The following is a 12,230-nucleotide window of genomic DNA, read 5'->3' as shown; positions in this document are numbered from 1 at the left end:
TGTTGTGTTTGGGGTTCATATGATGTCTTCCCAACACATGAGTTTAAGATACGTATTTCTTGTCCCTGCCATATTTGCCATTGGCATGTTGCTGATGGTAGCAATGAATTACTTCGAGCGAACCGAAAAGCGGGTAGCTCACGAATATCAGCGTGTTGAACACGCCATCCACCGTTCCGTTAAGATACTGACCTCTCTTGATTACACACTTTCTACTCATTATCAGAACGAGAACTTTCCACATTTTCAACACAATTCTCAGGTGCAAAACGGAGTGTGTCGGATCTGGCCGATCGAAGCTCTAATTCTTGCTGAAGACAAAAACCTGAACATACCTGCTGTAGATATCAGCTATATGATTTCCGGCGACGACAGCATGTGCGTCCGAGGTTCTGCACTGAACCTTCATGCCGTTGAAATGATGGACCTCGCGCCTATGTTGTCTTTTCTGCATGATCTGGATGAGCACATACTTGGCGTTCACTATGTGGCGGAAGAGGGGCTGGTTATCTCATCTCCAGATAATCTTGCGAACAATATTGAACGTTCTTCAATAGAGCACTTTAAATCTCTTCCGTTCTGGTATCTGACAAGCCAAAACTCTGATTCCATTACGGTGACCGGACCAATAGAAAGCCCGAACGATCTGGACAGAGTGCTGACCTTGTCTTTACCTGTTAGCCATGGAGAGGATTTTAAAGGTGTCGTCTCTCTTGAAATAAATACCAATCTGCTGCTGACATCCAATACGTCTGCCAGCCAGCGTTTGATGTTGGTACAACACGAAAATCTCGCTGATTACCAAAACCGCAAATACGTTTACCCACTATCCATTCAGGGGGTGGCATTTGAGCACGTTCTTTTTTATCAGTCTGACTTGATGGATGAACTGATCTCATTGCTTAATGAAGAACGTAACGCCGTCTTTATTATTGCGATCATATACATACTCACGGTTATCAGCTTGTTTTACCTTAACCTCAATTTTGAAAGGCGATACTTCCAAAACCTCGCGGAGAGAGATCCAATGACGGGTCTGCTCAATCGACGCGGACTAGAGATTGAATTTAAGAAACCATGTCGATTTCAGTTTGAAGGAATCGCTGTGTTTGATATCGATAATTTCAAGAAGATCAACGACACCTATGGTCACGAGATGGGCGATCAGGTGATTTGCTTTGTGGCTGACCAAATGCGGAGTGTGTTACGTGAAATGGATGTGGTTTCACGCTTTGGAGGGGAAGAGTTTGTTGTGTACATACGTGCCAACAGCCCACAGTTGATTGTCGAAATTGCGCATCGGATACACAATCAAGTCGCGAGAGAATCCACAAAAATACTGGCAGAAGGGTTCACGTTATCGGGTGGCGTGTGTGTGGAAGATCATCATGATCACAAAGGGTTAAAAGAGCTGGTGAAGTCGGCCGACAAGAAACTCTACCATGCTAAAGAATCTGGCAAGAATCAGGTCACCTTTTAAGGAAGCGGGGGGTTATACCGCTTCCAGCAGACTGTCTCTGTAACGAGAGATATGCTCGACGATTGGAGCCGCTTTGTTAAAGGTGCGAATGTCTCTGAATAACGCTGCGGCTTCTGAGTACTCTTGCCTAAGGTAAGAGAACCACTGTTTTACGCGGTTGGGGTAGTACAAGCCTTTGTCGCCTTTGATTTCGTATTCAGAATACTTCAAGAGCAAATCGACCACTTCATGCCATGGCATCGCAGAATGGTTATGTTTGACTACATTACCTAAGTTAGGCACGTTGAACGCACCGCGGCAGACCATGAGCGAATCAATACCGGTCATGTCGATGCAGCGCTGACCATCCTCATAGTTCCATATTTCGCCATTGGCGATCATCGGAATCCCCACTTTTTGCTTCAGCTTGGTCAGGTATTCCCACTTAATTTCTTCTGCCTTGTATCCACCAGCTTTGGTGCGAGCATGAACGGTGAGTTCGTTTGCACCTGCTTGTTCAATTGCATCGGCAATCTCAAAGCAGTCATTTGGGTCTTCCCAGCCTAGGCGGATTTTTGCTGTTACGGGAACAGAAGGGTCTACTGCATCTCGGCAGGCTTTAACAACCTGATAGATGAGCTCTGGGTGCTGAAGCAAGGCAGCACCGCCCTTACTTTTGTTGACCATTTTGGCTGGGCAGCCAAAGTTAAGATCAATGCCATCAGAGCCTAGCGTAACTGCCTTAACGGCATTTTCAGCCATCCAGTTTGGCTCCTGACCGAGCAACTGAGTACGAACAGGAGTGCCGGCTTTGGTCTTGCTTCCGGTGAGTATTTCCGGGCAGATGCGTGTAAAGACATGGTCGGGCAATACTTGATCAACCACACGCACGAACTCTGTGACACACAGATCGTAGTCGTTAATGTTGGTCAGTATTTCACGCATTAGATGATCTAATACGCCTTCCATTGGTCCGAGTATTACACGCATATTGGTTACCTTGCATTAGGTCAGAGACCTGAGGGATGCGCGATTGTACGCGAGAACTTTTGGTGATGCAAAAGTGGTGCAGGCATCTTGGCTTGGGTATAATCCAGCCCCCAATGCACAATGAAGACGCTAAACATGTACCAATTGATGACCTTACCAGAGAGTTTCGAAGGCGAAACACCGCTTTTCTACGAAGGCGCCGTGCTGGCTGCGAATTTTGCCACTCAGCCTTTAGACCCTAAAACCTGGTTGTCTGGTCTGAATGCATTGGAACTTGAACCCACAATAACGGAGCAGATTCATAAGCAATATGCTGCGCTTAAATCTTCAGCCTATGAAGCGTTAAATCTGACAGCGGATAAAGAGGGCTTCGCAGACTTCTCTGAAGGATTCATGTCCGTATGGCCAGTGGTTGAAGAACAGTGGTACGAAGCAACCCCGTCTGATGGCACGCTTAGAATGCTTCAGGCTCTGCTAACCACTTTTATGCTTGGGATCGATGAAGCACAAACCCACGAGCAGATGAAAGCGGCAGGTATTGAACAACCCCCGCGATTGGAAGACTTATTGCCCCAGTTGGACATTATGATTTCTGAAGTGGCCATGGCGGCCGATGAAATGATGATCGGTGCAAAATCGCAGAACGTAAATCCATACAAAGACATTGGCAGAAACGACCAGTGTCCATGCGAAAGCGGCAAGAAGTTTAAGCAGTGTTGTGGTAAATAAATAGCCTTAGCCAAATTGGCAAAAAAGCTCCGAAAGGAGCTTTTTTACTATCTAAGATACGTAACTCTAGATGTATTACTCGGGTTTCTTTGCAAACTGAGAAATGATAACCACACCCAGAGCGACAAGCATGCCTGCAAAGATCACCACCAGCCATTGAGGCATAGAAAGCGTCAGGAACTGCCAGACCACTTTGCTACAGTCACCGTATGCATTGAATACGGAAGGCATCCATTCATGCAGAGGTGCCCATTCAGGGAAGGTAACAAAGATATCGCATGTCGCGAAAGGTGATGGATTGAATTGGTAGTCGACGTGCTGTAAAGAAAGCATCAAGCCTTTGTATGCGCTTGCACCCCAGCCTGCAAACCCCAGCCAGCGTATGATGGCATTTTTTGGATTCAGCATCCCCAATATGGCAGCAAAACCCACTCCCATCATGGCGACACGTTCATAGATACACATTACACAAGGCGCCAACATCATGACATGCTGGAAGTACAAGGCAGTTGCTTCAAGTGCAACGATGGAAATCAATAAGATGAGCCAGGACAAACGGCTTTCAGAAAACTGTTTAATGGCATATAAAGCGTTCAAGTGAAGAATCCTTATAAAAAAAGCTCTGATAACTCAGAGCTTTTTATCCTGAATAAGTTCTCTATTCAATAAAAAATTTAGTGACCGTGTGATGAACTTACCGCTTCCGCTGTGTGATGCGATATCCACCCCATCTCGTAGAAACTTGCTGTCATTGGTTCCAGCAGGAATGCGATACCAAACAGACCTACGATTGCCAGTACAACAGTGTATGGCAATGCCATGATAACCATGCGTCCGTATGACAGACGAATCAGTGGTGCCAGTGCAGAAGTCAGCAGGAACAGGAAGGCAGCCTGACCGTTTGGTGTTGCAACAGAAGGCAGGTTAGTACCTGTGTTGATTGCAACCGCCAGTAAGTCGAACTGGTCACGGGTAATTACACCATCTACCAGCGCAGATTTCACTTCGTTGATGTACACCGTACCTACGAATACGTTATCCGATACCATGGATAGCAAGCCATTCGCGATGTAGAACATGATCATTTGCTGACCACCTTCCAGCGCAAGTACAGCATCGATAACTGGTTTAAACAGTTCCTGATCGATGATGACCGCAACAACTGCGAAGAAAACAGCAAGTAGAGCAGTAAACGGCAGGGCTTCTTCAAACGCTTTACCCAGAGAATGCTCTTCAATAACACCAGTGAACGCAGTGGCAAGGATGATAACGCTCAAACCAATCAAGCCTACTTCTGCCAGGTGGAACATCAAACCGATGATCAACCAAACGGCAATTAAACCTTGAATGATGAGCTTAGCCACATCTTGTTTGTTGCGACGCTTACGCTGCTCGTTATCAAAATCTACAAGGATTTTGCGCACACTTGCTGGCAGGTCGGTGCCGTAACCACAAATCTTCAGCTTCTCAACCAGTGCACAGGTAATCAGACCACAGAAAAACACAGGTAAAGTTACAGGGAGCATACGAACCATAAACTCACCGAAGTTCCAGCTCGCCTGATCCGCAATAATTAGGTTTTGTGGTTCACCTACCATGGTCATTACACCACCTAGTGCAGTACCAACACCAGCATGCATCAGCAATGAACGTAGGAATGCACGGTAGTTTTCAAGGTCATCACGAGTTACTTCACACAAGTGGTCATCGCTCGTATGGTCGTGGCTCGCTTGTGAGCCTTTTCCTGAGGCGACTTTGTGATAAATCGAATAGAAACCGACAGCGACCGAAATTACAACGGCAATTACAGTTAGTGCATCAAGGAAAGCAGATAAGAAAGCCGCCACAAAACAGAAAGCTACTGAAAGCATCATTTTAGAGCGAACGCCAAGAAGTATCTTGGTAAAGATAAACAGCAGCAGCTCTTTCATGAAGTAGATACCAGCAACCATAAATACTAATAGAAGAAGTACTGGCAGGTTGGCTTCGATTTCATGGTAAACCTGATTTGGGCTCGTCATCCCGATCGCGACCGCCTGAATCGCTAACAAACCACCGGGCTGAAGTGGGTAACATTTTAGCGCCATTGCCAAAGTAAAGATGAACTCAATGATGAGCATCCAACCTGCAATGAACGGGTCAACAAAATAGAAGACAATCGGGTTAATAATAAGAAAGGCAATAATGGCAAGTTTGTACCAATCTGGGGCTTTGCCTAGAAAATTCTTAATAAACGCATTTCCGAGTGACATCGGCATGATAAGACTCTTTTTATAGTAAATTCGACACTGAGAGTGTGTCTCGATCCCTGATTATGAAATGTTAAATTTCATAAAAATTACATCTTAAACAGCGACTTAGAAAAACAACTTCGATGAGAATCTCTGTAGCCTTGCCAAGTCACTCCTTGAGAAAGACAAGCACTCCTTTACTTTCGCCCGCAACTCTACTCCTACCTAATATTTAGTCAACCTAAAAATGTTTAAAAACGTAATAATGGCAGGCCTTTTTATTGAGATTCGAGGTCAGCGTGGCATAGAATACCATGAAATTTTACTTTTACTTACACTTTTGATCTTGCCTGTACAACTCAACAAATTATTGCTGTTTTTTATGAATATACAGGTGTTTTTGCCGAAATTAGCCTAATTTTCCGGTCAAAATTAAGTCGTAAAAATGTATGAGATGACAAATTTATTTCGTTAGCTGATTGTTAAAATTGTTGAAAAATGGGAGTTGACTCACAATGAGGGGTCTAATCTATTTCAGAATAAAAAATTCTAACGGCAGATCTCACAATCAAGTCAGGAAAGTGCATGTCAGTTTTCTGAATTGAGCAAGTAGTGGTATGATGAGTGCAATTTTACGTTATAAAAGTACCGGAAACCCGAATTCATGGTTATAAAGGCAAAAAGCCCAGCAGGTTTTGCTGAGAAGTACATTATCGAAAGTATTTGGAAGGGGCGTTTCCCTCCTGGTTCTATCCTTCCTGCAGAGCGCGAGCTATCGGAACTGATTGGTGTGACACGAACTACGTTACGAGAAGTGCTTCAGCGCCTTGCACGTGACGGCTGGCTGACGATACAGCACGGCAAACCCACCAAAGTTAACCAGTTTATGGAAACATCGGGTTTACACATTCTGGATACCTTAATGACGCTTGATGCGGATAACGCGACCAGCATAGTGGAAGACCTGCTGGCAGCACGCACCAATATCAGCCCTATCTTTATGCGTTACGCATTCAAAGCAAACAAAGACAACTCCCTTAAGACCATTCAAGGTGTGATTGATTCTTGTGAGCAGCTTCTTGCCGCAGATAACTGGGATACATTTGTTGAAGCGTCTCCGTATGCAGAAAAAATCCGGGCGAACGTAAAAGACGAAAACGAGAAGGATGAAGAGAAGCGCCAGGCAATTCTGGTTGCAAAAACCTTCAACTTCTATGACTACATGCTATTCCAGCGTTTGGCTTTCCATTCTGGTAACCAAATTTATGGATTGATCTTCAACGGTCTGAAAAAGCTTTACGATCGAGTAGGCAGCTACTACTTCTCCAGCCCAGAAGCACGTGCATTGGCTCTGAGCTTCTATAAACAGCTTGGTGAAGTATGTGAATCGGGCTCTCGTGATCAGCTTCCGCTAGTTATCCGCCACTATGGTCTGGAAAGTGCGCAAATCTGGAACAAGATGAAAGTTTCTCTTCCAACAAGCTTTACCGAAGACGACAGCTAATTCAGCACAGAAACCATTTTAAAACCCGCTATTGGCGGGTTTTTTTATTTCATAATTTCTGGTTTTATCAGTTGGCATATACTCCAAAATTTCAGGTAACGGCTCATAAAGCTCCTGGCAAATAGCACTGATGACTTTGTCGTAAGAACCAAACAGAAATGCAGAGATACCATTCGTTAGCTTGTACAAAGCAGTAATATCCATCGGGTTTTCCTTATAGGATTCATTTGAAAGTCGGTTTAGCACATCATTCAGACTGAACAAAACGTCTGAAGAAATGGGAACCGAGCAATTGACGCTTATCTGATTTAACCGTCGAAGTATCAGGTGACCATAGTGAAGGTAACGTTTTCTACCGGTCTCTGTTTCTGTATCCTGAATGCACATCCTTAATTGAGTTAAACACTCCATGGCTTCGCAGATTAACTGCCAGTCCTGATGGTATTGTTCGGTCAGATCCTCTCGGTATGCTTCGATCATCCAGGTTACTATCTGCTCATCCATTAAATACAAACAATGGCGAATAACCTTTCCGTGCGAAATTTGGTTGCGGTTGATTGAATGCGTTCGCCACTCTTTGCATAAGAGCGTCAGGTTAATCAGCAGAACACGATACTTAGCTTTATCTGATGTGGTGCTGATTTTTCTAGCCTGAGCCGAGATGGCTTTAATTTGCTCCTTCAGTTTGAACAGAGCTTTGAGCGTTGAATGTGATGCATGATTGCCCTCTACCAATACCTGATGCGTAAGCGTTCGATGCGTTCTGCACAGTTCTATGAGCTGCCTGAGCAGGTGGAGGTTATCAAGGTGACGCTGGTCATTCACGGCGCGTGTCTGGCTATGCATAAATAAGAGCAGTATGCAGATCAATATGATGGTTAAGCTGATGAGCACGAACATATACACCTCCTATGTATCTCTCAATTCAATAGAGTGCATAGTCAGTGCCAGTATTTTAGTAATTTAGAATCAGTAGGTTAGCCAGATTGGCTATGGTAATGATGCGATAGGTTGGTGCAGTTGCACCAATATTGAAAAATTAATAATAAAAAAACCGCCAGCAAAGCTGGCGGTTTCTAGTATTTGCAAAGGATGATTACATCACACGCATACCCGGCTGAGCGCCTTCATGTGGCTCAAGCAACCACAAATCACTCCCGCCTGGACCTGCTGCTAGAATCATACCCTCAGACATGCCAAATTTCATCTTACGAGGCTTAAGGTTCGCTACCATTACAGTCAGTTTACCTTCTAGTTCCTCTGGCTTGTAAGCTGACTTAATGCCAGAAAAGACCTGTCTTGTTTCGCCGCCGATATCCAATTGGAATTTAAGCAGTTTGTTTGCTTTAGGTACTTCTTCACAGGAGATGATACGAGCAATACGCATGTCGACGGCTGCAAAGGCGTCGAACTCAATTTCGTCTGCAATTGGATCTTTATCAAGCTCTGTCTGGCTTGCTTTGTTCTTCTCTGCTTCAGCTTTTTCTTTTGCTGCCATTTCTGCTGCTGCATCTTCTTTTGATGCTTCAACCATGGCTTCAATCTTCTTAGGATCGATACGGTTAAACAGAGCTTTGAACTTAGTGATTTCGTGGCCAGTCAGTGGCGCTTCAATGCCTTCCCAAGTCAGTGTTTCGTTGAGGAACGCTTCAGTACGAGCCGCCAGAGCAGGCATCACCGGTTTCAGGTAAGTCATCAGAACACGGAATAGGTTGATACCAACAGAACAGATGTCCTGCAGTTCTTGATCTTTCCCTTCTTCCTTCGCGACTACCCAAGGTGCTTTTTCATCAACATACTGGTTTGCTTTGTCTGCCAGAGCTGTAATTTCACGAATAGCACGACCAAACTCACGAGATTCGTATAGCTCTGCGATGCGATCAGCTGCTGCAACGAATTCGTTGTACAGTTCAGGCTCCGCAAAGTTTTCAGACAGTTTGCCCTCAAAACGCTTAGTGATGAAACCCGCGTTACGAGAAGCAAGGTTAACAATCTTGTTCACTACATCGGCGTTTACACGTTGAGTGAAGTCTTCAAGGTTAAGATCCAGATCATCAATACGGCTGTTGAGTTTCGCAGCGTAGTAATAACGCAGGCACTCAGGATCCAGGTGATTCAGGTATGTTGCTGCCTTAATGAAAGTACCTTTCGATTTAGACATCTTCGCGCCGTTTACCGTTACATAGCCGTGAACAAATACATTGTTTGGCTTACGGAACCCGCTGCCGTCCAGCATTGCTGGCCAGAACAGAGAGTGGAAGTAGACGATGTCTTTACCGATGAAGTGGTATAGCTCGGCTTCGCTGTCTTTTTTCCAGTACTCGTCGAAATCTAGATCGTCACGTTTGTTACACAGATTTTTGAATGAAGCCATGTAGCCAACAGGCGCGTCCAGCCAAACGTAGAAGAATTTGTCTTTCTCGCCCGGGATTTCGAAGCCGAAGTATGGCGCATCACGGGAGATGTCCCATTGCTGAAGACCAGACTCGAACCATTCCTGCATCTTGTTGGCCGTTTCTGACTGTAGTGAGCCTGAACGAGTCCACTCTTTCAGCATGCTTTCAAACTGAGGCAGATCGAAGAAGAAGTGCTCTGAGTCTTTCATTACTGGCGTCGCGCCAGAAACAGCAGACTTAGGCTCAATCAGCTCTGTCGGGCTGTAAGTTTCACCACAGTTATCACAGTTGTCGCCGTATTGATCATCGGACTTACACTTAGGACACGTACCTTTAACGAAGCGGTCTGGAAGGAACATTTCCTTCTCTGGATCGTAAAGTTGTGAAATCGTGCGACTGGAGATAAAACCGTTTTTCTTGAGCTGCAGGTAGATGTGAGAAGCCAGCTCGCGGTTCTCTTCCGAGTGCGTGCTATGGTAGTTATCAAAACTGATATCGAATCCAGCGAAATCTTTTTGGTGCTCTTCACTTACAGCAGCGATCATCTCTTCTGGCGTAATACCCATCTGTTGTGCTTTAAGCATGATTGGCGTGCCGTGAGCATCGTCCGCACAGATGAAATTAACAGTGTTGCCACGAAGGCGCTGATAACGAACCCAGATATCCGCCTGGATATGCTCAAGCATATGACCAAGGTGAATAGAACCGTTTGCATACGGTAGGGCACAAGTTACCAGAATTTTCCTTGTAGAAAGGTTTCTTGGATCGGTTGCCATACTTGTTATTCGCTTTAGATAGGTATTAATGAGACAGCCGCTAATAGTACCTTAAGCAGCAGCGTACTCCAAGTCACAGACTGGGTGTATTACCTAGTTTTTTCAGGGTTCTTTAGCAATGATTGAAGTGTTAGGATGAGCTCAAATAGTGGGAGGTAATATGGAACAATTTCAATCAAAAGATGCACTTTGTCAGTGGCTGGGTCAATATCAGCATCCGATGCTGATTTCTGGTTGGTGTCAGACTCCGGGTATTGTGTCTGTTTTGGCAAGCGGTGTAGTCAAGATTGAACTTCCGTTTATCAACCAATCTCTCCACGAAGGGCTGTCAGCCTGGGTTAAAAATCAGATTTCTGACGGGGTTGTTCCCGATTTTAAATATGACATCGTAAGCAAAACCAAAGCTCTACAGACAACAGTAGCTGCTGAAGTGAAAGGTGTTAAAAACATCATTGCGGTGACTTCCGCTAAAGGTGGGGTAGGCAAATCAACCACAGCGGTGAACTTTGCACTGGCACTGAGCGAAGCTGGAGCAAAAGTGGGTATGCTGGATGCGGATATTTATGGCCCTTCCGTGCCTATTATGTTGGGAACCCAAGGACAAAAACCAGACGTCAGAGACAACAAATGGATGCAGCCGATACCTTCACATGGTCTCTACACAAATTCCATTGGCTATCTGATTGAAGATGCTGATGCGGCAATCTGGCGTGGACCTATGGCATCTAAAGCGTTATCCCAGTTATTGAACGAAACGGAATGGCCGGATTTAGATTATCTGGTGATTGATATGCCACCGGGTACGGGAGACATTCAGCTTACGTTGTCACAGCAGATTCCGGTAACAGGTGCTTTAATTGTCACCACACCTCAAGATCTGGCATTGGCAGATGCCAGAAAAGGTGCCGCCATGTTCGAAAAGGTCAACGTGCCTGTGCTTGGGCTTGTGGAAAACATGAGCTATCACATTTGCAGCCATTGTGGCGAGAAAGAACATATTTTTGGTCAGGGTGGCGCTGTCCAGATGGCACAGGATTTCGGGCTTGCACTACTCGCACAAATTCCCCTTCACATTTCGGTACGCGAAGATCTGGATGCGGGGAAACCCACCACAGTTGCTCGCCCTAACTCCGAGCACGCCCACATCTACCGAGAACTGGCTGAGACAGTAATCAGCAAGATGTTCTGGCAAGGAAAAGCCAAACCTGACGCGATCAGTTTTGTGGCGCTGTAGCAAAGAATTTCGTCTGAATCACGCAGTATAAGAGCCAAGGTTAATAGCAGGAAATGGTATATATCCCCTGCTTTTCATACAGATATTGAGTAATTACTCATCTACTAATGATAATTTCGACACACTATACTGGTATTAAGTATTTTATCTCCCTATAATCAGGCGGTTTAACCCAACCACAGCTACCAAATTAGTATCAGGTGCTTTTACATGTCTAATAATAATCAATGCGTCATCGTGGGAATTGCTGGCGCTTCTGCTTCTGGAAAGAGCTTAATCGCAAGTACTATCTACAATGAGCTTCGTGCGAAAGTCGGAGACGACCATATCGGCGTGATCACTGAAGATTGCTACTACAAAGATCAAAGCCAGTTGAGCATGGAAGAGCGCGAGAAAACCAACTACGACCACCCTAACGCACTTGATCACGACCTGCTTTGTCAGCACCTGGAGCAGTTAGTTCAAGGCAACTCTGTTGAAGTTCCTGAGTACAGCTATTCTGTACACACCCGCACTGACAACACAGCTACAATGACACCGAAGAAAGTGATCATTCTTGAAGGTATCCTGCTTCTTACCGATCCACGTCTGCGTGACTTAATGCACGCAACAGTGTTTATGGATACACCGCTTGATATTTGTCTGTTGCGCCGTGTAAAGCGTGATGTGGAAGAGCGTGGTCGTACGATGGAGTCGGTACTTAAACAGTACCAGGATACGGTTCGTCCAATGTTCATGCAATTCATTGAGCCTTCTAAGCAATACGCCGACATCATTGTTCCTCGCGGTGGCAAAAACCGAATTGCTATTGATGTACTTAAGGCGCACATCGCTAAGCTTCTGAAGAGCTAAGCACCAGATTTGTCAAAGTTCTGATAAATCGACAAAAATTCATAACAAAAAGTGGCGCA

The 12,230-nt window shown here is 45.1% G+C and carries 10 protein-coding genes; 5 read left to right on the top strand and 5 right to left on the bottom strand.

What is annotated here, in order from left to right; genetic code table 11:
- The first annotated feature begins 19 nt into the window (after nt 1-19).
- Nucleotides 20-1,480 (top strand): diguanylate cyclase, encoded by a 1,461-nt coding sequence (locus tag INR79_RS12580; RefSeq protein ID WP_200766893.1) that lies wholly within the window; start codon nt 20-22, stop codon nt 1,478-1,480.
- Between the two features lie 12 nt (nt 1,481-1,492).
- Here INR79_RS12580 and dusC read toward each other — a convergent pair whose 3' ends face one another.
- On the bottom strand, nt 1,493-2,449 hold the full coding sequence (dusC, locus tag INR79_RS12575) for a tRNA dihydrouridine(16) synthase DusC (RefSeq protein ID WP_223094512.1): 957 nt from the start codon (nt 2,447-2,449) through the stop codon (nt 1,493-1,495).
- 135 nt (nt 2,450-2,584) lie between these two features.
- Between dusC and INR79_RS12570 the strand changes: the two genes are divergently transcribed.
- Complete coding sequence (locus INR79_RS12570) at nt 2,585-3,178, top strand: SEC-C metal-binding domain-containing protein (RefSeq protein ID WP_223094510.1); 594 nt, start codon at nt 2,585-2,587, stop codon at nt 3,176-3,178.
- A 75-nt stretch (nt 3,179-3,253) separates the two neighbouring features.
- Here INR79_RS12570 and dsbB read toward each other — a convergent pair whose 3' ends face one another.
- Together dsbB and nhaB are read right to left on the bottom strand one after the other, a co-directional pair.
- Nucleotides 3,254-3,775 carry a disulfide bond formation protein DsbB gene (gene dsbB, locus INR79_RS12565; protein WP_004406155.1) on the bottom strand — a complete coding sequence of 174 codons (522 nt, stop codon included), beginning with the start codon at nt 3,773-3,775 and terminating at the stop codon, nt 3,254-3,256.
- Between the two features lie 77 nt (nt 3,776-3,852).
- Nucleotides 3,853-5,436 (bottom strand): Na(+)/H(+) antiporter NhaB, encoded by a 1,584-nt coding sequence (gene nhaB / locus INR79_RS12560; RefSeq protein WP_004406154.1) that lies wholly within the window; start codon nt 5,434-5,436, stop codon nt 3,853-3,855.
- A 637-nt stretch (nt 5,437-6,073) separates the two neighbouring features.
- Here nhaB and fadR point away from each other — a divergent pair.
- On the top strand, nt 6,074-6,913 hold the full coding sequence (gene fadR, locus INR79_RS12555) for a fatty acid metabolism transcriptional regulator FadR (protein ID WP_004406152.1): 840 nt from the start codon (nt 6,074-6,076) through the stop codon (nt 6,911-6,913).
- 18 nt (nt 6,914-6,931) lie between these two features.
- On the opposite strand, the gene INR79_RS12550 is transcribed toward fadR, so the two are convergent.
- Both INR79_RS12550 and metG read right to left on the bottom strand, forming a co-directional pair.
- On the bottom strand, nt 6,932-7,813 hold the full coding sequence (locus tag INR79_RS12550) for a hypothetical protein (protein ID WP_223094508.1): 882 nt from the start codon (nt 7,811-7,813) through the stop codon (nt 6,932-6,934).
- A gap of 196 nt (nt 7,814-8,009) precedes the next feature.
- Entirely contained in the window at nt 8,010-10,085 is a 2,076-nt protein-coding gene (gene metG / locus INR79_RS12545) for a methionine--tRNA ligase (RefSeq protein WP_004406149.1), read from the bottom strand.
- 160 nt (nt 10,086-10,245) lie between these two features.
- Between metG and apbC the strand changes: the two genes are divergently transcribed.
- Both apbC and udk read left to right on the top strand, forming a co-directional pair.
- The gene (gene apbC / locus INR79_RS12540) at nt 10,246-11,319 is read left to right on the top strand and encodes an iron-sulfur cluster carrier protein ApbC (protein ID WP_223094506.1); all 1,074 of its coding nucleotides are present in this window, start codon (nt 10,246-10,248) and stop codon (nt 11,317-11,319) included.
- Nucleotides 11,320-11,529: 210 nt separating this feature from the next.
- A complete protein-coding gene (gene udk, locus INR79_RS12535; protein ID WP_004406146.1) occupies nt 11,530-12,171 on the top strand; it encodes a uridine kinase in 642 nt (213 codons plus the stop codon).
- The last annotated feature ends 59 nt before the right edge of the window (nt 12,172-12,230 follow it).

The sequence above is a fragment of the Vibrio sp. SCSIO 43132 genome, from assembly GCF_019904195.1.
Classification (GTDB): Bacteria; Pseudomonadota; Gammaproteobacteria; order Enterobacterales; family Vibrionaceae; genus Vibrio; species Vibrio nigripulchritudo.
Note: the sequence above shows the minus strand (reverse complement) of the source record. Positions and strands in the feature narration are given on the sequence as shown.

Bases quoted from the DNA above. Each gene is read 5' to 3' on its own strand.
- INR79_RS12580 (WP_200766893.1), top strand. From the start codon at position 20: ATGATGTCTTCCCAACACATGAGTTTAAGATACGTATTTCTTGTCCCT.
- dusC (WP_223094512.1), bottom strand. From the start codon at position 2,449: ATGCGTGTAATACTCGGACCAATGGAAGGCGTATTAGATCATCTAATG.
- INR79_RS12570 (WP_223094510.1), top strand. From the start codon at position 2,585: ATGTACCAATTGATGACCTTACCAGAGAGTTTCGAAGGCGAAACACCG.
- nhaB (WP_004406154.1), bottom strand. From the start codon at position 5,436: ATGCCGATGTCACTCGGAAATGCGTTTATTAAGAATTTTCTAGGCAAA.
- fadR (WP_004406152.1), top strand. From the start codon at position 6,074: ATGGTTATAAAGGCAAAAAGCCCAGCAGGTTTTGCTGAGAAGTACATT.
- INR79_RS12550 (WP_223094508.1), bottom strand. From the start codon at position 7,813: ATGTTCGTGCTCATCAGCTTAACCATCATATTGATCTGCATACTGCTC.
- metG (WP_004406149.1), bottom strand. From the start codon at position 10,085: ATGGCAACCGATCCAAGAAACCTTTCTACAAGGAAAATTCTGGTAACT.
- apbC (WP_223094506.1), top strand. From the start codon at position 10,246: ATGGAACAATTTCAATCAAAAGATGCACTTTGTCAGTGGCTGGGTCAA.
- udk (WP_004406146.1), top strand. From the start codon at position 11,530: ATGTCTAATAATAATCAATGCGTCATCGTGGGAATTGCTGGCGCTTCT.